The organism is Algoriphagus machipongonensis (assembly GCF_000166275.1).
In the GTDB taxonomy this organism is placed as follows: Bacteria; Bacteroidota; Bacteroidia; order Cytophagales; family Cyclobacteriaceae; genus Algoriphagus; species Algoriphagus machipongonensis.
Genome location: NZ_CM001023.1, coordinates 1516628 through 1542007 on the forward strand (window position 1 = coordinate 1516628; position 25380 = coordinate 1542007).

Here is a 25380-nt window from a genome sequence, read left to right on the forward strand (position 1 = left end):
CTTTTACTTCGATCTGTTTAGCGCTTTTTCTACATCCTCAATAATGTCGTCTATATGCTCCAGTCCAACGGATAGTCTTACCAGGCCATCCGTAATCCCAACTCTTGCTCTTTCTTCTTCTGAAAGCTTGCTATGTGTAGTGGAAGCGGGGTGAGTGACGATGCTTCGGCTATCTCCTAGGTTTGCAGTCACAGAAATCATTTGCAACTGATCTATAAAGCGCTTTGCTCTTTCTAGGCCACCCTTTAATGTTAAGGTAATTATTCCTCCCCCAAGCTTCATTTGTTTTTTGGCTAACTCATATTGAGGGTGAGATTTTAAAAAGGGATATTTAACTTGATCTATCTCTTGGTTTCCTTCAAAATAAGTAGCGGTTTTCAAGGCGTTTTCACAATGCCTATCCATTCTTACTCCCAATGTTTCCATGCTTTTGGATAAAATCCAGGCATTAAACGGAGAAATTGCAGGCCCGGTATGGCGAGTGAAAAACTGGACCTCTTTCATCAATTCCTCGGTTCCTAAAATCAAACCTCCTAATACTCTACCTTGTCCGTCGATATATTTTGTGGCGCTATGAGTAACGATGTGTGCCCCCCATTTGGCAGGTTGCTGGAGGTAGGGGGTTGCAAAGCAATTGTCTACTACTAAGATCAAATTATGCGCTTTTGCAAAATTTCCGGCCCATTCCAAGTCAATGATTTCCAATCCAGGGTTCGATGGAGTTTCTATGAAAAGCATTTTGGTATTGGGTTGTACTAATTTTTCCCAATTATGAATATCTGAAATATCTCCATAGGTTGAGGTGATTCCCCATTTAGGAAATACTCTGGTCAACAGTTGGTGAGTGGAACCAAATAGGGATCTGGCAGCAAGCACATGGTCGCCTTGTTGAAGTAAGGAAGCGATACTACCAAACATAGCTGCCATACCTGAGGCGGTGGCAATTCCTGCTTCGGTGCCTTCTGCAGCACAGATTTTATCGATTAAGTCAGTTGAATTAGGGTTTGCATACCTTGAATAGATATTGCCTTCAATTTCATCTGCAAACGTCGCTCTGGCCTCCTCTGCTGAATCAAAGGTAAAGCTAGAGGTAAGGTAAAGTGGAGAGGAGTGTTCCTTTTGATTTGACTTGGATGGGTTGATCCGAATGGAGTTGGTTTCAAAATGCTTACTCATAGCGATTGCCTGGATTATAATTTGATACAATTAGGCTCATACAGTTTGAGAAAGTCAAACCACAGCGGTCTATTCGAACTAAAAAGGGGTGTTTTTGTAAAGCCTGTTTATAGTTCCCGCAGTGGGTAGGACTTGGCACCTTTCCCGAAATCGTGGATGGTTGCCAGAGGGTCAGTGAGCCTAATCTCTCGCCTCTTCTTTATAAATCAGTTACCTGAAGTGCCACAAAGTAAGCTGGACTTTATCTTATTTCCAAATACAAGTTGTCAATTGTTAAATTGATTCATGGTATGTTGGATGCCAATAGTGCAAAAGGCCAAAGACATGTCTATTGCTTGGTCCATGATTTCTGGCAATTGATCGAATTCTTCTTGAGTAAACTTGCCCAATACGTAATCTACTTGTCGTCCTTTTGGGAAATCATCACCTATTCCCATTCTTAATCGAGGGTAATTTTGTCCGCCAGTAAGTGCTTCTATATTTTTCAATCCATTATGACCTGCTGCGCTACCTTTGGGCTTCATTCTTAGTTTCCCAAATGGCAATGCCACCTCGTCTACGATAATGAGGATATTCTCTTTTGGAATCTGAAGTTCTTTCATCCAGTAATTCACAGCTTTACCACTCAAGTTCATGTAAGTGGTAGGTTTGATAAGGTGAATAGATCTCCCCTTAAATTTGTATTCAGTTTTAAAAGCTAGGCGGTCACTTTTCCAAGTTAAATTCTCTTTTTCAGCTAGCCTATCGACTGTTAAAAAGCCAATGTTATGACGTGTCAATTCATATTCAGGTCCGATGTTTCCTAAACCGACAAGGAGGTACTTCATAAGAGTGGAGTTTATTTGGGTAAAAATAAAAAATCCTGCCCAGTAAATGGGACAGGATTTTGTAATGTTGATTTAGGTAGGATTATGCTTCCTCGCCTTCCTCTTCTACTTTTTTGCCTCTTAGTGCTCTTGGGATACCAATGGTTACCAAAGAAACATTTGGGCTAGTTAAGATTTCAAAACCTTCTGCCTTCAATTCAGAAACTTTGAAAGACTTACCTAAGTCTAGCTTAGAAATGTCAGCTTCAATGTAATCTGGAAGATCACCTGCTAAACCTTTAACTTTTAAAGATCTTGTTTTAAATTCAAGTTTACCACCTTTAGCAAGTCCTGGAGAACTTCCAGATACTTTAACAGGAATCTCAAATTTAATAGGCTTGTCATTAGTGAAAGCCATGAAGTCAGCGTGAAGAAGAACTTCACTTACTGGGTGGAATTGAGCTTCTTTCAAAACAGCCTTTACGATTGTTCCTTCGATGTTCAATTCTACTACGTGAACTTCAGGGGTGTAAATCAAATCTCTGAACAAGATAGCCGGAGCATAGAAATGAATCTGCTCAGGAATGCCTGGTCCGTAAACTACACAGGGTACATTGCCAGAATCTCTGATTTCGTTTAGAGTGGCACTGTCGAGATTTGCTCTTTTAAACCCTATAATCTCTAGTGTTTTCATAAGATATATATTTAATAAAATTGGTTCTTAAATAAATAAAGAACTGATCGAAGTGTGTCCTGTTACAGCATGGATAGCTTTGGCGAACAAGTCAGCAACGGTCAATACTCTAATTTTTGAAGAATCTTGTTTGAGTGGAATCGTATCAGTAATAACCAATTCCTCCAAAACAGATTTTTCAATGTTATCAATGGCTTTTCCTGAAAGTACTCCATGTGTGGTAATAGCTCTGACGGAAGTGGCACCTTTGTCTGTCAGGATTTCTGCAGCTTTACAAAGCGTTCCCGCAGTGTCTACCAAATCATCTACCAATATCACATCCTTTCCTTCCACGTCCCCAATGACCTGCATAGAAGCAACTTCATTGGCTCTTTTTCTGTGCTTATCACAGACTACCATTTCTACTTCAAAATGCTTTGCATATGCCCTTGCTCTAGCCACTCCTCCTACATCCGGAGATGCAAAAATCATGTTGGGTAAACTCAGCGAATTCAAATAGGGCACAAAGATAGCTGATCCATTTAAGTGATCCAAAGGGATGTCAAAAAAACCTTGAATTTGTCCAGCATGAAGATCACAAGTCATAATTCTATCTGCACCTGCTGAAGTGATCATATTTGCGATTGCTTTAGCTGCTATAGATACCCGAGGTCTGTCTTTTCGATCTTGTCTGGCATATCCAAAGTAAGGAATCACTGCACATACTTTATAGGCACTAGCTCTTTTAGCTGCATCAATCATCAAGCAAAGCTCCAGTAGATTATCACTAGGAGGGTTTGTGCTTTGGATAATGAAGACGGTACAACCACGGATAGACTCATTAAAACTAGGTGATAATTCTCCATCACTAAACTTTGAGATGGTTAGGTCGCCTAATTTTTTTCCATAGTTTTTGGCAATTTGATCTGCTAAAATATTGCTGTTTCCACCTGAAAAGATTTTGACTTCGGACATATTTGGAGGTTTAATCGGGGAAGAAATGGTATGAATAAGAAAACAAAAATAGTAAAAATTGACAGGATGGCTAAACCTAAGCTAGATCATTAGAAATATTAATTTCCAAGGATTGATTAAGATCGGTTTTTCGCCCTGTTTAATTGAATTTGTAGTGGGAGAGCTTTTTAGGGTGGGTTTTCATTGTGTTATTATCCCGATCCTGTAATATTTTATTAGAAAGACCACAATGAGGATAACATACCTCTATTTTCATAGTATTTTGAAGAGGGTAAAGTCAAACCACCAACCAAATAAATGAATATGAAAAAAAGATTTACATTCTTAATGCTATTGATGAGCATTGGGTCTTTTGCCCTTTTTGCTCAGACAGTCCCCGACCCCAAGTCTCATTTTGGGTTTAATATCGGGGACGACTATAAGTTAGCCAACTACACTCAAACGGAGGCTTATTTTAAAAAAGTTGCTGATGCCAGCGATAGGGTGCGATTGGTGGAAATTGGCAAAACAGAATATGGAAGATCGCAACCAATGATGATTGTGACCGCACCAGAAAATTTTGAAAAATTAGATCTGTACAAAGAGATTTCACAGAAATTAGCCCATGCTGAAATCAGTAAAGAAGAAGCTGAGAAGCTTTCCGTAGAGGGTAAACCGGTTGTTTGGATAGATGGTGGTTTACATGCCAATGAAGTGGTAGGTCCTCATCAGTTAATCGAAACTTTGTATCAATTGGCTTCTAGGTCAGATGAGGAAACTTTGGAAATCCTTGACAAGGTTATTATACTTTTGGTTCATGCAAATCCTGATGGGATGGAGATCATGTCCAACTGGTACATGAGGAAAGATAATCCAGAAGAAAGAGATCAAAATATCCCTATACTCTACCAAAAGTATGTTGGCCATGATAATAATCGTGACTTCTACATGAATAATATGAGTGAGGCAGCAAACATGTCTCTCCAGCAATATGTGGAATGGATGCCACAGATTATTTATAACCATCACCAGTCAGGGCCTGCAGGAACGGTAGTAGCAGGACCTCCATATAGGGATCCTTTTAATCACGTTTTTGACCCATTGATTATCACTAGTCTTGATGGAGTCGGTGCTGCGATGATCAACAGGTTGACGAGAGAGGATAAGCCTGGATATACCAGGTTGGATGGCTCTGTCTTTTCTACTTGGTGGAATGGTGGGTTAAGAACTACTCCTTACTACCATAATATGATTGGAATTCTGACCGAAATCATCGGCAACCCTACTCCGGCTACCGTGCCATTAGTTCCAGATAGGTTAATTCCAAATAACGGAACTCCTTTTCCAGTAACTCCACAGGACTGGCATTTTAGAAGGTCTATTGATTATTCTGTCTCTTTGAATTATTCCATTTTGAATCATGCAGTCAGGCATGGTGATGAGCTTTTGTATAATATCTGGCTGATGGGAAAAAATGCAATCGAGAAAGGTAGTAAGGACACATGGACCATGTATCCAAAGTATGCCAAAGCTGTGGAAGATGCATTTAATGAATCTCAGAAGAAGAAATCCGAGGATGATGAAGATGCAGTGTATTACGGCTATCGATCTGGAATACCTAAGCAGTTTTATGATTCAGTTTACCAAGATCCGGCAAGAAGAGACCCTAGAGGCTATATTCTTTCTGCAGATCAGGCAGATTTCCCTACAGCTATTAAGTTTTTGAATGCCTTGATTAAATCTGGTATTCTTGTTCATAAAGCAACAGCAGATTTTTCAGTAAATGGTAAATCATACCCAGCAGGTTCCTATGTAGTAAAGACTGATCAGGCGTTTAGGCCGCATGTCATTGATATGTTTGAGCCACAGGATCACCCAAATGATTTTCTTTATCCAGGAGGACCTCCAATTAGACCTTATGATGCTGCTGGTTGGACATTGGCTTATCAAATGGGGTCACAGATTGATCGTGTATATGAAGGCTTTGAAGGCCCTTTTGAAAGAATGCCTTACGGAGAATTGTTAAAGCCTGAGCCGAAAGACCTGGTGTCTGGGTCTGGCTTTCTTTTGGACGCAAGAGGTAATAATAGTTTTATGGCGGTGAATGATCTTTTGCAGGCAAAAGTGAAAGTTTATAGAACCTCAGAAGAAATTGACGGAATGCCTGCCGGATCCTTTTATGTAGGAGGGGCTGGGAAAAAAGTTCTTGAAAAAGCAGCCAGTGAATATGGAGTATATCCTGTTTCGACTAGGGGAGTTCCTTCTGGGGCGAAAGAGATTGAAGCTGCAAGAATAGGTTTGTTTGACTATTATGGTGGATCTATGCCTTCAGGTTGGGTGAGATGGATGATGGAACAATTCCATTTTCCTTATGAGCTTGTTTTTCCTAAGGAAATTGATGCAGGTGATCTGAATGATAAATATGATGTTTTGGTATTTATCGGGCCAGGAATCCCTGGAGAAGGCGGAAGGTCTTACTCTAGAAGACAGCCAGATGCCGAAGAGATTCCAGAAGAATATAAACACATGCTTGGAGGTATTTCTGTTAACAAGTCCATTCCTCAGCTTAAGGAGTTTATCGAAAATGGAGGAAATGTAATCACAGTAGGTTCTGCTACGGATTTGGCCTATCACCTTGATTTACCTGTAGAAGATGCTTTGGTGGAAATGGGCCCTGATGGCAAACCACATAGTTTGAGTGGAGAGAAATACTATGTTCCGGGATCTGTTTTGGAAATGCATGTGGACAATTCAGTTCCTATGAATTATGGAATGGGAGAGAAGGCTTATATCATGTTTAATAGAAGCCCAGTCTTTAAATTGACTCCAGCTGCAGCTACAATGGGTGTGAAACCAATCGCCTGGTTCGGTGAAGAGGAGCCGCTGAAAAGTGGATGGGCTTGGGGCCAGTCTTATTTGAAGAATGGTGTCACCGCATTTGAAGCGCAAATAGGGTCAGGAAAATTATACGCATTTGGACCGGAGATTACGTTTAGAGCACAGTCTCACGGAACATTCAAAATGTTATTTAACGGGCTTTACAAATAATTAAATTAGAATAGGTGAAAAAGGTTCTTTCTTCTTGAAAGGACCTTTTTTTTATATCTATTCTTCTTGTCTGATAATAAGATGCAACTTATTGATACTTGATCCAGTATAGGTGTATAAATAAACTTCCATGGATTCCTACCAACATTACGTACGGGCTGAACTTAGTCTCTGGCTTTTTAAAATGAAAAAGAAGGCCGGAATCATGGGGAAAATGACTCATGGTGTTCAGGGTAAAATCAATAGTTGGATACCTGAAAAAATCCATAAAGCCATAACAGTTGCCATAGAGAATATGGTGAAGTTGGTGATATCTGGCTCAACATTAATAAGACCCAAGTCTGGCAAGGGATTGGAGTTGAAAGAACGAGAGGATAAAATCAGAAATAGAATTAAATGGTATAGAAATACCGCATCTGCTGAAGGGGCTATTACGGGTGCAGGAGGGATCTTGCTTGGCTTTGCTGATTTCCCTGCATTTCTAACGATCAAGATGAAAATGCTTTTTGATATTGCCTCAATTTATGGCTTCGATACGAAGGAATATAAAGAGCGTTTATTTTTACTATACGTTTTTCAATTGGCTTTTTCATCCCAACAAAGGAGGAATGAGTTGGTTGAGAAGATAGAGAACTGGGAAAGTTTTCAAGATTCCTTACCTGAAAATTTCGATGAATTTGATTGGAAGACTTTTCAATTAGACTATCGGGATTATATTGATTTGGCTAAACTAGCGCAATTGATCCCTGTAATAGGAGCGGGTGTAGGAGCCATTGCTAACTATCGATTGACAGAGCATCTCGGGAAGACTGCTATGAACGCCTTTAGAGTTCGAATCTTACAATCTTAAAGGTTTTACCTTATGAAAAAGCAAAAGCCTCGTACAAGATGTACAAGGCTTTTTTTGTTGGTCTACCAGGGCTCGAACCTGGACTCTTCTGAACCAAAATCAGACGTGTTGCCAGTTACACCATAGACCAGTTTTAATTGATTTCCTTTCGGGTATCTCTTAAAGTGTCACAAAGGTAGATTTTCGATTCTTTTTTTCCAAACTCCAATAAAAAGTTTTTTCAAGTATTCTCTTAACCTCCTTTATTTCAGCTATAAATAAATTAAAAGTATAGCAGAGGAGCCTCCTTTTGAAATGAAGGGCTTATGATTGAATGTTTTATTGTGATAATGTCACTATTGTTACGAATAAATTTCTAAATCATTAATATTTTTACATATATATTGACTTATTGAAAATATATAGTCAGATTTATTCAAAAATATTAAACCACTAATTAACTAATGTTATGAAAATCGAAAAATTAGAGAAAACAATTCCAGAGGCAATTCTAAAATTAGAAAAATTGAGTATTGGAGGTTCCTTGGCTGCTGAATTAGATTGGTGTTGGAATAGCTTTAAATACGATCAAAATCCTGTGGGGGTGATTGAAAAATCTCAGGAAGTGATTTCCATATTTAAGGAGGCGAGGGAGAAGAATTCCAGAGCGGTTTCTAAAAAACTTATTGAGGAACTGGAGAAGTCTTTGAATTAAGCATAAAAAAAGGCTTGCCAGATGGCAAGCCTTTTTAGTATCAATTGAAATAGCAGAGATTATTCTCCTACTACTACGAATTTCACATCAGTTTTTACTTCTCTATGAAGATCCACCTCAGCGGTGAATTCTCCAGCGCCATCTACTGGGCCATTGATAGAGATTTTCTTTCTGTCTACGTCTACACCATTTGCTGCTAAAGAATCAGCAATTTGTAGGGTAGTCACTTTACCGAAGATTTTACCTGATTCACCGATTTTTGCCTTGATCTCTAAGGTCAATTTTGCAATTTGTTCAGCGATGTTTTCTGCTTCAGTCTTGATTTTTTCTGCTTTGTGAGCAGCTTGCTTGATATTTTCGGCAAGGATTTTTTTGTTTGAGCCGGTTGCTAAAACTGCAAATCCCTGAGGGATAAGGTAGTTTCTTCCATAACCTGGCTTCACCTCAACCATATCGTTTTTATAGCCAAGACCTTTGATGTCTGTTTTTAGAATGATTTCCATTTGTAATGATCTTTTTTGATTGGACGATACAAGACCGAATTATTTCAATCCATCTGTTACGAATGGCAACAAAGCCAAATGTCTTGCTTTTTTGATGGCGTTAGCCACTTTCTTCTGATACTTTGCAGAGTTACCTGTAAGTCTTCTTGGAAGGATCTTACCTTGCTCGTTTACAAATTTCAATAAGAAGTTAGGATCTTTGTAGTCGATGTACTTGATGCCATGCTTCTTGAATCGGCAATACTTCTTTCTGTTTTCGCCTCTGTTGATTGGCTCATTAATTAATGTCATTTGGCTTGCTCCTCCTTAGCTTCAGTTTTTTTGTTAAACTCTCCTTTTCTTCTTCTTTCGGCATAAGCAATTCCATGCTTCTCCAAAACAGTAGTCAAGAATCGCATCACTTTTTCGTCTCTTCTAAACTCTAGTTCGAATTTGCTAATGACGGTAGGATCGGCCTTGAACTCAACCAATACATAGAATCCAGTTGTCTTCTTGTCGATAGTGTAAGCCATCTTCTTAAGACCCCAGTTTTCCACATTAATAACATCTGCTCCCTCTTCTTTTAACAAGTTCACAAACTTGTCTACGGTATCCTTCATCTGAACATCAGACAAAACGGGAGTTAATATGAATACCGTCTCGTAATTTCTTTGGAACATTTTTAAATGTGTTTAAGGAATTTGAATAAACAGACCGCAAAAGTACAAGAAATACCTTTGTCTTCCAAATGGTTCTGTAAACTAATTAGGGAAAGAAATCCAAAAAAAAACCTCCCGAAGGAGGTGGTGATTATTTTACCGAGAAGGTCTTTGAGCCAATCTGATAATTGTCAACAAATATTCGTACTTCATGAGTGCCTGATGTGTAATCAGATCCTTTTTCATAATAAAAGGTGAGTTCTTGCTCTGTATTATCAAATATGATGTCTTGCTTCACAGTATAAAACTCTTCCACTCCATCCATCATAAACGTTCCGGAACCTTTCGCAACATCGAAAATAGGCTGGGCATTTGGGGCTAATATTTGAACATAAACATTTCTAGGTCCCTTTTCTGCTACTTTATTGTCAACAAAATTGAAACTTACTTTTATCCGCTCAATTTGTCTATTTTTAAAGTCTTTTGTGGTCTCAACCCTCTCTTTACCTCTTGAATTGATCGCAGCTATATTAATATCTTCTGCTTTTAGCATTGCTGCTATATTCACTTTTGCCTGGAGGTCTTCCTTCTGGATATTTAATTGGGCTACCTCTTGCTCTATTTCAGCTTGGGTTGTTTTGAGGTCTTGGTTTTCAGCATAAAGCTGTTGGTTCATTGCTCGAAGTTGAAGGATCTCTTGGTCCTTTTCTTCGATCAATCCTCCATAACTTCTGATTTTCTCATTCAAAGCAGCAATCTCATTCGAGCTTCTTTGACGTGCAGAATTTCTTTCTGCTATCAACTGATCCCTTACCTCTTCTAACGCTTCTACATCACCCCCTAATTTTTCTATTTCCTGAATTCGAAGGTCGAGTTGGTAAGTAACAGAATCCAAACGCTTGTTGAGTTCATTATTTTCAGTAGATAGAAGTAGAATCTCTTCCGTTTTTTTACTTCTGTCTATATAATCTGTGTAGAGTTTAATCCCACTAATTATCACTAGAAGTACTAATACAATGATGATAATATTTTTACCTTGGTCTTTCTTTTCTGTGGGCTCTGACTCGAAATTTGTGCTCATAGTATTTGGTAATAAGGCTTTAAATTATGGCTGAGTTAGACGAAAAATACTGGTCCGAACGTTATAAATCTGGATTGACAGGTTGGGATATTGGTTTTCCATCTACCCCTATTGTGCAATATTTAGACCAAATTGTAAATAAGGATGTTGAAATTCTTATTCCAGGGGCGGGGAATGCCTATGAGGCTTATTATGCCTTCCAATCGGGGTTTTCAAACGTTCATGTATTGGATATTTCTCAGGAGCCTTTGAGGAATTTTAAAGATAAGTTCCCCAATTTTCCCAGTAGCAATCTCCATCATGGGGATTTTTTCGAACATCATGGAAGCTATAATTTGATTTTGGAGCAAACTTTTTTCTGTGCTTTGAATCCAAGTCTTAGACCAAAATACGTAAAGAAAATGAGTGAATTACTTTTGAAAGGAGGGAAGCTTGTTGGTCTATTATTTAATAAAGAATTTAATTCACCTGGCCCTCCATTTGGCGGGGGAATTAAGGAGTACCAAAAACTTTTTCATAACTCCTTCGAAATAGATGTAATGGAGGAATGTTATAATTCCATTCCTGCAAGGGCTGGATCAGAGGCATTTATTAGATTGATAAATTCAAAAGGATAATAAATAGTGAGATTTTTCTCCCGGACTGGCAAAAAACAGGACGCCACATTCATAGAAATCCAAGCTTAAAGTAATCGAAGGATCTCTTTTTATTTCCTCCCAAGCTTTATTCATTTCCGAAGACCAATGGATGTCTCCAATAATAATAATTGTCTTTGAATAAGATTTTTTTTTCAATTCGCTAAAGGCAAACAAGGTCCCATCATAGGTGTGATTCGCATCGATTAAGGCAAAGTCTAGTTGTTGTATTTTTTCCAGCTGATAAGGTAACGTGTCTTTTATATCTCCTAGTAAAAAATGAGTGTTATTGCCTTGAAAATTAGTCTGAGCGATTTGTTGAATACTTTCAGAACCTTCAAAAGTGAAAAGATCACCTTTGACTACTTTTGATAAATACCGTGTGCTGATCCCCATACAGGTTCCTAGCTCAAATACATTTTGGCTTGGAGTCTTGCTACAAAAAAATTGAAACAATTGGCAGAATTTCCTACTACTTGTACTGTATCGGGTGATATCAGAAATTTTTCTTTCCTGAGTATTGACTTTTTTGGAGCCAGCACCTAAGTCAAGAACCTCAATGATTTTTTGGGATGCTAACAACTCCTGTCTGAAATCCTCAATTTCAAGATCGGATTGTTTTTTATCTATCAAAAATGCTTTGAGGCTTTGATAAATTTTGAAAAGAAATGGTGATTGGAGAGAGTATCCATCCTCTTTTTTTAGCCAATGGATAAAAAAAGCTAGAATCGGATATGCCTTTCGAAGCAAATTAATTATGGAAAATATTGGCTATCATTTGAAATTCAGGTACCTGTGCCTCGATACTTTTGCCGTCGACCACTTTTTCCATATAATAGACCCCTTTCATTTTGCCAAGTCCAGATTTCAAGTTACAACCTGAAACATAGCTATGGGACTCGTTGGTTTCAAGGATAGGTTGTTGGCCTACCACGCCATCTCCTTCTACAGTTTTGACAGTTTCTGCAGCATCATAAATTTCCCATTTCCGTTTCAATAGTTGAACGGTATAGGGACTTTTATTTAGGATTGTTACTTTGTAGGTAAAAACAAAATGGTGTTGATGTGGGCTGGAAAATTCCGCCTGATAGGTAACTTCAACACTTACTTGTATTCCTTCTGTTACAGCCGTGACCATGACGTTTTGGATTTAAAAAGTAAAGATACAATTGAAAACTGGATAATCAATATAGTAAACTATGGACATAAAAATTGAATCATCTTGGAAAGAAGCTTTAAAACATCACTTCTTAAAAGATTCTTTTATGAAATTAACTTCTTTTGTTAAAGACGAATATTCTAAAGATAAGGTTTTTCCCCCTGGGAAAGAGATATTTAGTGCTTTTTGGCATTGTCCATTAAATGAAGTGAAAGTAGTGATATTAGGGCAAGACCCATACCATGGTCCTGGCCAAGCTCATGGCCTTTCGTTTTCTGTGAAGCCCGGGATTCCTTTTCCTCCCAGTTTACTAAATATTTTAAAAGAGCTTAAATCTGATTTGGGTTTGGATTTACCTCCCAATGGAGATTTGACTCGATGGGCAGACCAAGGAGTGTTTCTCTTGAATGCAACATTGACGGTGCGTGCTCATCAGGCAGGTTCACATCAGAAAAAAGGTTGGGAGGAATTTACCGACGAGGTAATTCAAGTTATTTCAAAAGAAAGAGAGGGAGTAGTTTTTTTACTTTGGGGAGCCTATGCTCAAAAGAAAGCCCTATTGATTGATGAGACCAAGCATCTGATATTGAAAGCACCTCACCCTAGTCCTCTTTCAGCACATCGTGGTTTTTTAGGCTGTAAGCATTTCTCTAAAACAAATGAATACCTACTTTCGAAGGGGAAAGAACCAATCAAATGGTAATAAAAAAGCCTGTCTAAAAACCGGCTTTTTTTATGTTTTAATCAATTCCTTTAAAGAATCGACTCCATCTTATTTTATTAAACATGGATTCATATTTATCCAAAGAAAGCCATAGGAACCATGCCTTGCCAACGATATGATCTTCCGGTACAAAACCCCAGAACCTTGAATCAAGGGAATCATGACGATTGTCCCCCATCATAAAGTAGTAATTCTGCTTGAAAGTATAAGAGTCTACCTTTTGTCCATCGATTAACAAATTTCCATCCTGCAAAACCACAGAGTCATGACCTTCATAATGCTCGATAGTGTAGAAGTATTTTTCCAAATTCTCCTGAGTCAATTGAATAGTCTCACCTTCGGTAGGTACTTTTAATGGGCCAAAATTATCTCGGTTCCACTTGTAATCCGTGTTAGGCGGGAAAATAGTGTTGTCTCTTAGACCTGCTCTTTCTATTCTTTTATTTACAGAAGTAACTACTGGGGAAGATTCAAGTCTTGAAATAACCTCATCTGTAGCAAATACTAAATAACCTGAGCCATCTGAAAACGTGAGAAAACTTTCTTGATTGACACCATATTCCTTAAAAAAATCAGGGTTAAGAGGCCTATTAGAAATTACATCATAAGAGTACTGCATTTCTTCTGGCTTGAATGCCTGCTCTCCATTTACGATGAGTTCACCTAACTTGATTTCGATGACATCACCTGGCGTTCCAACGGCTCTTTTGATATAATTCGTCTTAAGGTCAGGTGGATACTGAAACTCTACCGGATAGTTAAACACCACCACATCATTTCTTTGTACATCAGTAAAACCGGGTAAGCGGTAATAGGGGAGTTGAATAGCATCACTGTAAGAAGGGATTTCTGTCCCCCAGATTTTTTGGTGTGTCAGAGGTACCTGAAGTGGAGTTTTTGGGATTCTAGTTCCGTAATGCATTTTACTTACAAATAGAAAATCCCCTACTAAAAGAGATTTTTCCATTGAGGCAGTAGGAATCGTAAAAGGCTCTAATAGCAACCAGCGAATCAAACTTGCCGCTACTACAGCGAATACCAGAGCGTCAACCCATTCACGGGTTGGGGACTTTTTCTTTTTAGTTTTGCTCATCTTAAATTAAATATTTCAGAAAGATAAAAAATCATCCATAGAAAGCACCCCTTTCTTTGTTGGGATCCATTCTGCGACCATAACAGCTCCTAAAGCAAAACCCTGTCTGCTATGTGCTGTATGACTGATTTCTATATCGTCTATGTCAGATTTATACCTAATAATATGTGTGCCCGGAGCTGGATCAATTCGTTTTGACGTGATTTCCAATGAAGAATCACTTCCTTTTGTTTCACCAGCCAGATTCCAGGAATTTTTACTTTTTAAATTACGGAGTACACCTTCAGCTAGGGTTATGGCTGTTCCGGAAGGAGCATCCTTTTTTGCTGTATGGTGAATTTCTTCAATGCTGGGATTATATCCGCTTGTTTCGTTCATTAGTTTTGCCAAAAACTCATTCACTTTGAAGAATATGTTTACGCCAATGCTAAAATTGGAAGCATAAAAGAAGCTTCCGTTCTGTTCTAAGGCCAGCTTTTCTATACTCGGCTTTTGATCTAACCACCCGGTAGTGCCTACGACTATTGGGATGTCGTTATTCAATGCCCAAGAAATATTTCCAAAGGCAGCTTCTGGTTGGCTGAATTCAATAGCAACATCAATAGTTTTCGGATCTAATTGCTTTAAATCATCTTGGTTATCAATATTGATTTTGCCAGCAATAGAATGTCCTCGGGATTCGGCAATCTCCCCGATTATTTTGCCCATTTTACCGTAGCCAAGCAATAATATGTTCATTTTTAGAAATTCAGTTTTAAAGAAAAACCCATTGAATTGTTTCTCGAAGAAAATGTTTCTACATGAGGTTCTACCGATAAGGAAAGGTCCTCAGATACATTAAATCCCGACAAATGGGCATCAACATTAGCATCAATGATATTTAAAGCATAAATGCCGGCCAACAAAAGTATGCAAAGGTCTCGGTTTCTTCTCCAATAATCCACATTTCTCACCAAACCATCCCGATTTAAATTAGGGAATTCTGTTGTGATCCCATCGTCAAAATCAAAAAGGGCCTGCCTGAAGACCTGGTACCTTCTATTATTAAATCCTATAAAATAGATGTCTGTCATAAACCCAGCATATAGGATCGGTACTTTCCAAGCTTTGTTATTATAAACTTGCCCAGCCCCGGGAAGGATTGCAGATAGAATCGTTGCTTTTCTAGGATCTTTCGGAAGGTTGGAATAATCGGGACGTTCCTTTTTTACTTTTACAGGTTTGGTCTCAACTTCTGCTTCTTGCGCATTTACAGGACAAGTTACAAAGAAGCATAAAACCAAAAGTCCCATGAGGATCCATGGGGCTTGAAGAACTTGAATTTTATGAAATTTTAAGGGTTTCAAGGGTTAAATTATTTCCAGGATTTCCAGAATTCTATTGAGGTCTGAGTTGGAGTTAAAAGGAATCTTGATCTCGCCTTTATTTTTCTTGTCCGATTTCAAAGAAACTTTTGTTCCAAAATGAGAAGCTAAACGTTGCTGGATTTTGCTGATCTCATACTTTTTCACTGGATCTAGATCTGGCTCCGTCTTCTTTTCAGGCTTACCTTCATTCAAAGCTTTGACAAGAGCTTCTACTTTACGAACACTTAATTCCTCTTCTACGGCTTTCTTAAATATGGCAAGTTGCTTATCTACATCTTCCACATTGATCAAAGCTCGGGCATGACCCATTGAGATTTGTTGATCTCTGATGGCTGCCTGAATAGTAGGAGGTAATTTTAAGAGTCGTAAATAATTGTTTACAGTAGTTCTGTTTTTACCTACACGGTCTCCTAATTGCTCTTGTTTTAAATCACATTCCGCTAAAAGTCTTTGATAGGAATGGGCTATTTCCAATGCATTTAGGTTTTCCCGCTGAATATTTTCAATTAAAGCCATTTCCAGCATCTGCTGGTCATTGGCAGTTCTTACGTAAGCAGGAATTTGAGTTAATCCAGCAATTTTGGAAGCTTGGAATCTTCGCTCACCAGAGATCAACTGGTATTCGTTGGTGTCCAGCTTTCTTACCGTGATGGGCTGAATGATTCCTTGGACTTTAATAGACTCAGCTAATTCGCCCAAAGCATCCTTATCGAAATGAACTCTAGGTTGGAATGGGTTTACCTGAATTTCTTCCAAAGGAATTTCAAAAATCCCAGTTTTTACAACTTCCGGTAAAATTTCCTCAGATTTATGCTTGGCAGGACTATCCTCCAGCAAGGCTCCAAGGCCCCTTCCTAAGGCACTTTTTTTTCGATTAGGCTTATTGTCTGACATAAATTAACTGTTCACTTTTTGAAGGCCATTTTTTTGAGCAATCTCACTGGCTAGGTTGAGGTAAGCTACGGCTCCTTTGCCATCAGCATCAAAAGCGATTGCTGGCAGTCCAAAGCTAGGCGCTTCACTCAAACGTACATTTCTTGGTATAATTGTTTCAAAAACCATGTTCTTGAAGTGTACTCTTACTTCTTCTACCACCTGATTAGAAAGTCTAAGCCTTACATCATACATCGTTAAAAGAATACCTTCAATTTCCAGATCAGGGTTTAGCCTTGTCTGAATGATTTTGATGGTGTTCAACAATTTACCAAGCCCTTCCAAAGCAAAATACTCACATTGGACAGGGATTATTACTGAATTTGCTGCTGTTAGTGCATTAATGGTAATAAGACCTAAGGAGGGAGAGCAGTCAATGACGATGAAATCATAGCTGTCTTTGATGTCTGAAACGACACCTCTCATCTTTTCCTCCCGATTATCTAGGTTGATCATCTCTACTTCCGCACCCACTAGATCAATATGAGAAGGTACAAGGTCTAGGTATTCCATCTCAGTATTAAGGATAATATCCTTGATGTTGACCTCATCTACCATGCATTCGTAAATACTGCTGTTGATAGACTTTGGGTCATGGCCTAGGCCTGAAGTAGTGTTGGCTTGAGGATCTGCATCGATCACCAAGGTTTTATATTCCAGTACAGCAAGGCTTGCAGCGAGGTTCATCGCAGTTGTGGTTTTCCCCACCCCACCTTTTTGATTGGCAATGGCAATGATTTTTCCCATGTTATTTTTTCTCGGGTAATTGAATACCAATATTAAGCAAAATCAATTCTTTTCTGGCTGATCAACGGGATTTTTTCCGTTGTGCTTTTCGGTTCTTCCCAGCCGTATTTTACAATTAGTCTTGGAATAGAAGTGAAAAGCCCTTTTCAAAGCTTTTATTCAGTTTACTCCTCATTTTTTATTTTGTTTCTAGATATGAAATTTTTATCAAAATGATTTAATCTAGAAAAGGGAGATTGGATTTTTGGTCAGAAAAAAGGGAGCCATTTAAGCTCCCTCATTCTTTATTTTTTTCTGTTGGCATCTGCTGCCTTCATCGCATCTTCCAGTTTTTGCTGGAATTTAGATTTCTTCTTATTGGCATTTTTTCTCTTACTTTCTTCCACTTTCGCTCTGATCTTATCATCATCTACAAAAAGCTTGATTACCGCCTGCTGACCAAAAGTCACCATGTTGGAAACGAAGTAATAGAAACTCAAACCAGCAGGGTAGGAGTTTAGGATAAACATAAACATCACAGGCATGATGTATCCCAAATTCTTCATTGGGCCCGTAGCTGTGGTCAATTGATTGTTGAACTTGGTGTAAACAATTTGAGAAACTGTCATCAACAAGGTGAACAAACTGACATGAGAGCCATAGAATGGAATCGTAAATGGCAGGTTGAAGAAGGTGTCATATGTAGACAAATCATTTGCCCACAAGAATGACTCTTGTCTCAACTGGATTGCATTCGGAAAGAAGAAGAACATGGCAAACAAAAACGGCATTTGAAGTACCATAGGTAAACACCCTGAAATTGGACTTACTCCGAGTTTCCCAAAGAGCTTCATTTGCTCTTGTTGCATCTTCGTTGGGTCATCCCCGTATTTTTCTTTTAGCTCATCAATTTCTGGCTTGATTACACGCATTTTCGCCATTCCTACATAAGACTTATAGGTAAGTGGTGAAAGCGCTAATTTGATAGCTAATACGATCAAAATAATGATCACACCATAATTAGAGAAAAACTTCTCCAGGAAGGCAAAAAGGTTAACGATGATGTATTTGTTTACCCAGCTTACAAAGAAGTAACCCATGTCTACATTCTTCTCAAAACCTTCAGTGACTTTTTTCAATCCTTTGTAGTTGTCAGGACCAAAATAGAATCTAAAGGAAGCTGTATTGTCTTTCAATGGGATGCTCAAAGAGGTTTCCATATACTTGACAAAAGAACTGTCGGCAGGAGTACTTTGTGCCAGGTTTACATCCTGAAATGTTTCATCGGCAATAATTCCTGCGGTAAAGAAGCGTTGGCTAAAACCAATCCATTTTACAGGCTCAGCAACTTGCTCTTGTTCTAAATCATCTCCAACTCCCAGGTTTTCATAGGAATCTGATGCCAAGAAGTAATTGACTTGAGTTTTTCTTCTTGATTCACCAATGTCTCTTTCCTGCTTTCTAACCTGATCAGCCCAAGTAAACTGCAGCGAGTTGCCCGTAAAATAATTGGAGAAACGATCTATTTTAAGAGACTTGTGAACCTCATAGCTTCCATCTTTTAACGTGAAAGTTTGAATAATTTCACCACTTTCTGTTCCAGCACTTAGGGTTAAAGTATGTACCGCATTCCCCTCTTCATCTTGGCTTGAGTTTAGAGAAGGATTAAAATACAGGTCATTTAAATTAACACTCCCTGTGTTACTTTCTAAACTAAAAGCCATTTTAGAACTCTCACTATCTATTAGGAGAAGAGGTTCTTGAGTCCAGCTTTTATACTCTTTAAGCTCTACCTCATTTACTGAGGCGCCTTTAGTAGAAATAGAAACTTTGATCAGATCATTTTCTAAAGTCACCAACTGCTCTTCACCGGAAGCTAATGTTGCTAATGCACCAAATTTTGCCAAATTAGCTTGAGAAATCATACTATCATTCTCTACTGGCGCTTGGCTTTCCATTGCCGGTTTTACATCCTGTACAGTCTCTGTCTGAGCAGGTGCTTCCACTTCCTCTACTGGTACTTCAGGCCCACTCGCAAAAAAGAAGGAGTAGACCAAAATTACTGCTGCGAAGAGAATTAAACCTGTCGCTTGATTTTTGTCCATAATTAAAGGATAGATTCGGGATACTGTTCCCGTAATAAAGTGTTACTTAATTTTATTATTGATCGCAGCTTGAATGAACCTTACAAACAAAGGCTGCGGTGACAATACAGTGCTTTTATACTCTGGGTGAAATTGTACGCCCACAAACCAAGGATGGTTCTTTAGTTCGATAATTTCCACCAGTCCTGTATCTGGATTTTTTCCTGTAGCAAGCATTCCGTTCTTCTCCATTTCTTGAAGAAAATCGTTGTTAAACTCATAACGGTGACGGTGTCTTTCCTGAATTTTTGATTTTCCGTAAGCTTGGAATGACTTACTTGGCTTTTTCAGGTCGCAAGCATACGAACCCAAACGCATTGTTCCGCCCATTTGATCGATTTTCTTTTGCTCTTCCATCAAAGCGATCACTGGGTGAGGTGTATTTGGATCCATTTCTGTACTGTTAGCTTTGGTATGGCCAAGTACATTGCGGGCAAACTCAATTACTGCTACTTGCATTCCCAAGCATATACCTAAAAATGGGATTTTGTTTTCTCTGGCGAATTTTACGGTTTCAATTTTTCCTTCGAAACCTCTTTCTCCAAAGCCTGGTGCAACCAGTATTCCATCCAAATCAACCAATTTCTCTTTAAAATTATCGGTATTGATTTCCTCTGAAGACAACAACTTCAAATTGACATGGCATTCAATGGATGCTCCTGCATGGGTAAATGCTTCTATAATGGACTTATAGGAATCTGGAAGTGAAACGTACTTTCCTATCAAACCAATGGTAACTTCCTGTGTTGGGTTTTTTAATTTGCCTAAGAAGTCTTTCCATTTTTCCAGATCAGTATTTTCTTTTGACGAAAGCTTCAGTTTAGTCATTACTCTTTCGTCAAGTTTTTCCTTTTTCATCAATAAAGGAACATCATAAATGGAATCGGCATCCATTGCTTCAATCACTGAGTTTAACTGCACATTGCAGAAAAGAGCCAGTTTTTTCTTGACATCAGAAGGTAAATGATGTTCTGTTCTACATACTAGGATATCTGGTTGGATACCAGCTTCTAGCAATTGTTTCACTGAATGTTGTGTAGGCTTTGTTTTAAGCTCTTTTGCTGCACTCAGGTAAGGGATCAAGGTCAAATGAATAACCAGGAAGTTATTTGGTCCTAAATCCCAACGTGCTTGTCTTACAGCTTCAATAAAAGGCAATGACTCAATGTCACCCACACAACCTCCTATTTCTGTAATGATAACATCGTATTTGTTATCCTCGCTTAATTTATAAAAGTTGGACTTTATCTCATCTGTGATATGAGGAATTACCTGAACAGTTTTTCCTAAAAACTCTCCCTTCCTTTCTTTCGTGATGACATTATTATAAATTCTACCTGTCGTCACATTGTTGTTTTGAGAAGTAGTGACGTTTAGAAACCTTTCGTAATGACCAAGGTCTAAATCTGTCTCAGCTCCATCATCAGTCACGTAGCACTCCCCATGTTCATAGGGATTAAGTGTGCCCGGATCAATGTTTAGATAGGGGTCGAATTTTTGGATGGTTACCTTAAACCCTCTCGATTGTAGTAACTTACCTAGTGATGAGGCAATGATTCCTTTTCCGAGAGAGGAGGTGACTCCTCCTGTAATGAATATGTATTTTGTAGATGAGGCCATAAGAATGAAGGCAGGATGAAATTGATTGAATTCTTATGGGGCTCAAAATTACGGAATTTTCCCGATTAAGGGACTTTTTGTTCTTTTGATTTTAATAAAATCGAGAATTTAATGATCTAAATGATTAGGTGTCTTTTTTTTCAATGTATTTAAAGTTGCTAAATCATTGTGAAACAAAAATTTGTGTATGACGATTTGACTATCTAAATGTATCGTTTAACAAGAGGTTTATTGATGAAAATGATGGCAATTGATTATTATTTAAAATATTTGATGGATGAGGGTGGGTTTTTGATTTCCAACTCAAAAAAAGTGTTTTTATTATACTTTTATTTAAAAAACTAGTTGGGAAATATTTATTTCATTCTTTTCAATAATATTTAATTAAAAATAATGAGGGGAATTGCCTCCGTCCATTCTGGGGATTGAATGTTTGATAAATATAATTTAAGGTAGAGGGTCTATTATGAAGATCATTGATTTTATAATTTAAGTTTTAGGGTAAATAAAATTTATATAAAAATCCCTAAAAATCATTTATTAAATTTCTTTTGATTTCACATTATTATATATATTGCGTTAGGATATTTTACAAATGAATAATTTTATATGAAAGATTTGATTAAGGAGTCTATCAGCGACTTGAAAAAAAGTGAAGGGTTTGTTTACGTTACTGCAGATGGTGATAAAATAGATTTACATGAGGCAGCATCAAAAGGAATCGCTGTTACTCCTGTGGATCCAAAAACTGAAGTTATTAAAAAACTAGAAGCTGCAGGCTTATTTTTAATGGATGGGAAATTCCTAAATGATTTAAATGAATTGATTAGCTTAATCAATGGATCAGGGGCCTCCAAAGTAAAAACTGGTAAAAGAAGAACTTTTACAGATGCTGAAAAAAGTAAGATTGTAGAGGAATGGAAAAAGGTTGAAGCTGCAGGTAAAAAGACAAAAGCTGCTTTCGCAAGAGAAATAGGTGTTGGCTATCAAACATTCATCAATTGGTTGAGAAATTGATATTTTAATTATTTGATAAGTTTAAATAAAAAAAGACAACCGATCGGTTGTCTTTTTTTATTACCCTAATTTAAATCTCTTGGATTGATATAATATCCAGGTTAGGAATAATAAAGTAAATGAAAAGATCGAAGTGCTGAATATTGGACCAAGATGAATTTTCGGTAAACTTATATGTGGAATTGATTTTATTGTAAACGAACTTCCAAAGTCTGGAATTTGATTCCATAAAGTTGATGAGCTATTGTCATTTGGTATAAACAAAATTGTCATTAGTACCAAAAACACAATTAGAGACGCTATTAGTTTGAGTCCCAGTGGAGAAATTACAGGTTTATATTGAAACGAATGTGCATTCTCTATCCTTGACAGGACTTTCAAGTGAAAATCATTTGAGAGATTTTCAGGCCCTGCTTCCTTAATCCAGTTTCTTATTTGCTGGTCATTCATATTTGAATCTAAATTATTCATAGCAAATGGGAAATTTCTTTCTTTGTGAATTTCTGCAAGGAGATTAACATGTTTTTTCTTCCCCTGTGCAAAAGTATTTTTATATGTGACTCTGAAAGCTCTGTAATCACTTCAATTTCCTTGATACTTTGCTCTTCTAAATAGAATAAAGTAAGTACCGCAGACTCTGTAGCTTTCAATCCATCCAATGCATTTTTTATCAGGTCTTTTCTTTCTTGCAAATGAAGTAATTCAAGTCCATTACTGAAATCATCAACAGGTAACTTGAGGTCTGTAACCTCATCGATATCTATCATGATATTTTTCATTTTCCTCAATCGACCTAATGCCTCATGGTAAACGATCTTATAAAGCCAAGTGGTAAATTTCGACTTTCTTTCGAATTTTTTCAAAGAATCGTAAACCTTCATGAAACTATCCTGAGTAGCTTCCTCTGCCTCTTCTGAATTTTTAAGTATTCTATACGCAAGGGTATAGGCATAGTTTTGATGCTTTTGAATCAATTGTCCAAAAGCATGCCTATCTCCAGCTAAAGTCTTTTCTATGTAATAGAGGTCGTTTTCGAAATGCATTCTTTTCTTAGATGCAATAAGTCATCTAGAAGTTACAAATAATTTTTTTTATGATTTTGTAACCTTTTCTCCCCAGGCATCATCAAAGAGTAAAACCTAATAATTAAAATCATGGATGTAACCACAGTACTTGTAACCCTAACTATATTTTCCACCATCTTTGGGGTTGTTTACTTGTTTCTAACCACAAGAAATAAGGAGAGATTAGCATTAATAGAAAAAGGAGCAGATGCCAGTTTATTTAATACAGGCAAAAAATTCAGCTTTTCAGAAGTGGTAATGAATTTGGCTCTATTGGGTATCGGTGTTGGCGTTGGAGTACTGATGGGTGAACTCCTAAGTATTATTGGAATGAATTCTGATGTATCCTTTCCTGCTTGTATCTTTATTTTTGGTGGCCTAGGATTATTAGCAAGTGTTTTTGCGAATAAAAAATATTCAAATTAAGCCATTACAACATATTTAACTTCACAATAACCTCCTGTAATCAGGAGGTTTTTTTTTGTTTATGTTTTTAGAAAGGGCTGCTCTCGATATTCTGATTATTTTTGTGTCAAAATTAAAAGCCTTGGATCATTCTCAGTTTCTAAAATCATTTAAAAAAGAAGGAGTTCTCACAATAAAAGAGGGAAACGGTAAAAACTTGACTTTGATGTCGCAGGATCAATGGACGCCTGCTATGGGTAATGATTGGATTTATTTATTATTCGATTTATTTCAAATTAGATCAGTTTGTGAGCAATTCTCTGAGGTGTCTTTAGACATCGTAGAGTTCGCCTCCAAACCTACGATCTATCATAGTGATGCAAATAAGATATTATCGAAAGGGCCAATCAAAGAAGGGGTATTGAAGTTTTCTTTGATCCGTGAGCCTAACTGGAATAAATTTCTTTTTCAGATTGCCCAACCTGTTTTGGTGCAACTTAATTCAGATAGAAAAGCAGAACTAAAAACTGATTTATATTTCCCTTTATTTAGCTCTAGCACCAAAGAGTTGTATCTAGGAGCAGAAGGAGAGGTTAAAATTTTGAAAAGATGAATTTTAAATCACATCTAGACGAAATAGAAGTGTTTAGTAAAGTGGCCAAAGCTGCCCAAGATCTAGGTCTAGAAGCCTATGTGGTCGGTGGGTATGTTCGTGACCTTATTTTAAACAGAAAAAAGTCCGATAAAAGAGATATTGATTTTACCTGTGTGGGCAGTGGGATAGAGCTGGCAGAGGAAGTAGCTAAAAATTTTGATTACCATGTTCCGGTTTCTGTATTCAAAAACTTTGGGACAGCCATGGTAAAATTGGAAGAATGGGAGTTGGAGTTTGTGGGAGCGAGAAAAGAGTCTTATCGCTCAGAATCCCGAAAGCCTATCGTGGAAGATGGTACGCTTCAAGAAGACTTAGAGCGAAGAGATTTTACGATAAATGCCATGGCGATTTCACTTCACGCTAGCAACTATGGTGATTTGCTGGATCCTTTTGAAGGATTAGTGGATTTGAAGCGTAAAACTATTCGAACACCCTTAGAGCCCTCGATTACATTTTCGGATGATCCTTTAAGGATGCTTCGAGCTATCCGTTTTGCAGCTCAACTTGATTTTGATATTGATCCTGATACCTTTTATGCGATCACCCAAAATGCGCATAGATTAAGAATTATATCTGGCGAAAGAATTATAGACGAGCTTAATAAAATCATGTTGGTGCCGAAGCCTTCCTATGGTTTTAAACTTTTGTTTGCAAGTAAGTTATTGCATGAGTTTTTTCCAGAAATGGTAGAGCTTCAAGGTGTGGATTCAGTCGACGATAAATCACATAAAGATAATTTCTACCATACACTACAGGTATTGGACAATGTCTCTGTCATGAGCGAGGATCTTTGGCTTAGATGGGCAGCTGTTCTACATGATATAGCCAAACCAGCTACTAAACGCTTTAATAAGAAAGTGGGCTGGACCTTTCATGGGCATGAGGATAAAGGGGCAAGGATGACTCCTGGGATCTTTAGGAGGTTAAAGCTTCCTATGGATGATCGGATGAAGTTTGTCCAAAAATTGGTTCGATTACATCTTCGCCCAATTGCATTGGTGAAGGATGAGGTGACTGACTCAGCATTAAGACGGTTGTTGTTTGATGCGGGAGATGACATTGATTCACTTATGAAGCTATGCAGGGCGGATGTAACTTCAAAAAATAACCGAAGAGTTAAGCGATATTTGGAAAACTTCGATAAAGTGGAGAAGAAATTGATGGAAGTGGAAGAAAAAGACCAAGTCCGAAATTTTCAACCCCCAATATCAGGAGAAGAAATTATGGAAACTTTTGGTCTTTCCCCTTCAAAAATCGTTGGAGAGATCAAAGAAGAAATTAAAGAAGCTATATTGGAGGGCAAAATTCAAAACAAGCCCGATAAAGCGAGAGAGTTGATGTATGAGATAGCCAAATCAAAAGGCGTTTCTCCCATCAAGGATCTTCCAAAATCATCATCAAAATAAAAATTAATA

General features: G+C 37.7%; 27 protein-coding genes, 1 tRNA gene and 1 riboswitch. Of the genes, 9 read left to right on the forward strand and 19 right to left on the reverse strand.

Features of this window, described 5'->3' with window-relative positions; all coding sequences use genetic code 11:
• Positions 1–3: 3 nt before the first annotated feature.
• The 4 genes from ALPR1_RS06530 to ALPR1_RS06545 form a co-directional block, all read right to left on the reverse strand.
• A complete protein-coding gene (locus ALPR1_RS06530) occupies positions 4–1176 on the reverse strand; it encodes a trans-sulfuration enzyme family protein (protein ID WP_008199368.1) in 1173 nt (390 codons plus the stop codon).
• A 104-nt stretch (positions 1177–1280) separates the two neighbouring features.
• Positions 1281–1384: riboswitch (SAM riboswitch) on the reverse strand.
• Between the two features lie 58 nt (positions 1385–1442).
• Complete coding sequence (gene pth, locus ALPR1_RS06535; protein ID WP_008199369.1) at positions 1443–2003, reverse strand: aminoacyl-tRNA hydrolase; 561 nt, start codon at positions 2001–2003, stop codon at positions 1443–1445.
• An 82-nt stretch (positions 2004–2085) separates the two neighbouring features.
• Positions 2086–2676 carry a 50S ribosomal protein L25/general stress protein Ctc gene (locus tag ALPR1_RS06540; protein WP_008199370.1) on the reverse strand — a complete coding sequence of 197 codons (591 nt, stop codon included), beginning with the start codon at positions 2674–2676 and terminating at the stop codon, positions 2086–2088.
• Between the two features lie 27 nt (positions 2677–2703).
• The gene (locus tag ALPR1_RS06545) at positions 2704–3630 is read right to left on the reverse strand and encodes a ribose-phosphate pyrophosphokinase (RefSeq protein WP_008199372.1); all 927 of its coding nucleotides are present in this window, start codon (positions 3628–3630) and stop codon (positions 2704–2706) included.
• A 303-nt stretch (positions 3631–3933) separates the two neighbouring features.
• Between ALPR1_RS06545 and ALPR1_RS06550 the strand changes: the two genes are divergently transcribed.
• A complete protein-coding gene (locus ALPR1_RS06550; protein WP_153231773.1) occupies positions 3934–6657 on the forward strand; it encodes a M14 family metallopeptidase in 2724 nt (907 codons plus the stop codon).
• A gap of 130 nt (positions 6658–6787) precedes the next feature.
• Positions 6788–7507, forward strand: a complete 720-nt coding sequence (locus ALPR1_RS06555) for an EcsC family protein (protein WP_008199376.1) — start codon at positions 6788–6790, stop codon at positions 7505–7507.
• A 57-nt stretch (positions 7508–7564) separates the two neighbouring features.
• On the opposite strand, the gene ALPR1_RS06560 is transcribed toward ALPR1_RS06555, so the two are convergent.
• Positions 7565–7637, reverse strand: a tRNA-Gln gene (locus ALPR1_RS06560).
• A gap of 318 nt (positions 7638–7955) precedes the next feature.
• Between ALPR1_RS06560 and ALPR1_RS06565 the strand changes: the two genes are divergently transcribed.
• Positions 7956–8201, forward strand: a complete 246-nt coding sequence (locus ALPR1_RS06565; RefSeq protein WP_008199379.1) for a hypothetical protein — start codon at positions 7956–7958, stop codon at positions 8199–8201.
• Positions 8202–8260: 59 nt separating this feature from the next.
• On the opposite strand, the gene rplI is transcribed toward ALPR1_RS06565, so the two are convergent.
• From rplI to ALPR1_RS06585, 4 genes are all read right to left on the reverse strand, one after another.
• Positions 8261–8704, reverse strand: coding sequence for a 50S ribosomal protein L9 (gene rplI / locus ALPR1_RS06570; protein WP_008199381.1), 444 nt, complete (start codon positions 8702–8704; stop codon positions 8261–8263).
• Between the two features lie 39 nt (positions 8705–8743).
• Entirely contained in the window at positions 8744–8995 is a 252-nt protein-coding gene (gene rpsR, locus ALPR1_RS06575) for a 30S ribosomal protein S18 (protein WP_008199383.1), read from the reverse strand.
• Positions 8992–9363, reverse strand: a complete 372-nt coding sequence (rpsF, locus tag ALPR1_RS06580; protein ID WP_008199385.1) for a 30S ribosomal protein S6 — start codon at positions 9361–9363, stop codon at positions 8992–8994. Before rpsF ends, rpsR begins: the two co-directional genes overlap by 4 nt.
• A 130-nt stretch (positions 9364–9493) precedes the next feature.
• The gene (locus ALPR1_RS06585; RefSeq protein WP_008199386.1) at positions 9494–10423 is read right to left on the reverse strand and encodes a hypothetical protein; all 930 of its coding nucleotides are present in this window, start codon (positions 10421–10423) and stop codon (positions 9494–9496) included.
• 26 nt (positions 10424–10449) lie between these two features.
• On the opposite strand from ALPR1_RS06585, the gene ALPR1_RS06590 reads away from it, so the two are divergent.
• Complete coding sequence (locus ALPR1_RS06590) at positions 10450–11040, forward strand: class I SAM-dependent methyltransferase (protein WP_008199389.1); 591 nt, start codon at positions 10450–10452, stop codon at positions 11038–11040.
• On the opposite strand, the gene ALPR1_RS06595 is transcribed toward ALPR1_RS06590, so the two are convergent.
• Together ALPR1_RS06595 and apaG are read right to left on the reverse strand one after the other, a co-directional pair.
• Complete coding sequence (locus ALPR1_RS06595; RefSeq protein ID WP_237701629.1) at positions 11029–11691, reverse strand: class I SAM-dependent methyltransferase; 663 nt, start codon at positions 11689–11691, stop codon at positions 11029–11031. The two genes, ALPR1_RS06590 and ALPR1_RS06595, sit on opposite strands and share 12 nt — an antisense overlap.
• A 118-nt stretch (positions 11692–11809) precedes the next feature.
• Positions 11810–12196 carry a Co2+/Mg2+ efflux protein ApaG gene (gene apaG, locus ALPR1_RS06600; RefSeq protein WP_008199393.1) on the reverse strand — a complete coding sequence of 129 codons (387 nt, stop codon included), beginning with the start codon at positions 12194–12196 and terminating at the stop codon, positions 11810–11812.
• A gap of 61 nt (positions 12197–12257) precedes the next feature.
• Between apaG and ung the strand changes: the two genes are divergently transcribed.
• Complete coding sequence (ung, locus tag ALPR1_RS06605) at positions 12258–12920, forward strand: uracil-DNA glycosylase (protein WP_008199396.1); 663 nt, start codon at positions 12258–12260, stop codon at positions 12918–12920.
• A 37-nt stretch (positions 12921–12957) separates the two neighbouring features.
• Here the strand turns inward: ung and lepB are convergent, their stop codons facing one another.
• The 7 genes from lepB to ALPR1_RS06640 form a co-directional block, all read right to left on the reverse strand.
• A complete protein-coding gene (gene lepB / locus ALPR1_RS06610; protein ID WP_008199397.1) occupies positions 12958–14034 on the reverse strand; it encodes a signal peptidase I in 1077 nt (358 codons plus the stop codon).
• Positions 14035–14049: 15 nt separating this feature from the next.
• A complete protein-coding gene (dapB, locus tag ALPR1_RS06615; RefSeq protein ID WP_008199400.1) occupies positions 14050–14772 on the reverse strand; it encodes a 4-hydroxy-tetrahydrodipicolinate reductase in 723 nt (240 codons plus the stop codon).
• A 2-nt stretch (positions 14773–14774) separates the two neighbouring features.
• Positions 14775–15326 carry a DUF5683 domain-containing protein gene (locus ALPR1_RS06620; RefSeq protein ID WP_008199403.1) on the reverse strand — a complete coding sequence of 184 codons (552 nt, stop codon included), beginning with the start codon at positions 15324–15326 and terminating at the stop codon, positions 14775–14777.
• Positions 15327–15383: 57 nt separating this feature from the next.
• Positions 15384–16295, reverse strand: coding sequence for a ParB/RepB/Spo0J family partition protein (locus ALPR1_RS06625; RefSeq protein WP_008199405.1), 912 nt, complete (start codon positions 16293–16295; stop codon positions 15384–15386).
• Between the two features lie 3 nt (positions 16296–16298).
• Positions 16299–17081, reverse strand: coding sequence for a ParA family protein (locus ALPR1_RS06630; RefSeq protein ID WP_008199407.1), 783 nt, complete (start codon positions 17079–17081; stop codon positions 16299–16301).
• A 284-nt stretch (positions 17082–17365) separates the two neighbouring features.
• Positions 17366–19165 carry a membrane protein insertase YidC gene (gene yidC / locus ALPR1_RS06635; protein WP_008199408.1) on the reverse strand — a complete coding sequence of 600 codons (1800 nt, stop codon included), beginning with the start codon at positions 19163–19165 and terminating at the stop codon, positions 17366–17368.
• A 42-nt stretch (positions 19166–19207) separates the two neighbouring features.
• Positions 19208–20824 (reverse strand): CTP synthase, encoded by a 1617-nt coding sequence (locus tag ALPR1_RS06640; RefSeq protein ID WP_008199410.1) that lies wholly within the window; start codon positions 20822–20824, stop codon positions 19208–19210.
• 609 nt (positions 20825–21433) lie between these two features.
• On the opposite strand from ALPR1_RS06640, the gene ALPR1_RS06645 reads away from it, so the two are divergent.
• Positions 21434–21841: a hypothetical protein gene (locus ALPR1_RS06645; protein ID WP_008199412.1), complete on the forward strand. Its 408-nt coding sequence runs from the start codon at positions 21434–21436 to the stop codon at positions 21839–21841.
• Between the two features lie 467 nt (positions 21842–22308).
• On the opposite strand, the gene ALPR1_RS06655 is transcribed toward ALPR1_RS06645, so the two are convergent.
• A complete protein-coding gene (locus ALPR1_RS06655) occupies positions 22309–22884 on the reverse strand; it encodes an RNA polymerase sigma factor (RefSeq protein ID WP_008199414.1) in 576 nt (191 codons plus the stop codon).
• Between the two features lie 111 nt (positions 22885–22995).
• Between ALPR1_RS06655 and ALPR1_RS06660 the strand changes: the two genes are divergently transcribed.
• The 3 genes from ALPR1_RS06660 (at position 22996) to ALPR1_RS06670 (ending at position 25371) form a co-directional block, all read left to right on the forward strand.
• Positions 22996–23331 carry a DUF6249 domain-containing protein gene (locus tag ALPR1_RS06660; RefSeq protein ID WP_008199416.1) on the forward strand — a complete coding sequence of 112 codons (336 nt, stop codon included), beginning with the start codon at positions 22996–22998 and terminating at the stop codon, positions 23329–23331.
• A gap of 103 nt (positions 23332–23434) precedes the next feature.
• Complete coding sequence (locus ALPR1_RS06665) at positions 23435–23923, forward strand: hypothetical protein (protein ID WP_237701631.1); 489 nt, start codon at positions 23435–23437, stop codon at positions 23921–23923.
• The gene (locus ALPR1_RS06670) at positions 23920–25371 is read left to right on the forward strand and encodes a CCA tRNA nucleotidyltransferase (RefSeq protein ID WP_008199419.1); all 1452 of its coding nucleotides are present in this window, start codon (positions 23920–23922) and stop codon (positions 25369–25371) included. Before ALPR1_RS06665 ends, ALPR1_RS06670 begins: the two co-directional genes overlap by 4 nt.
• The last annotated feature ends 9 nt before the right edge of the window (positions 25372–25380 follow it).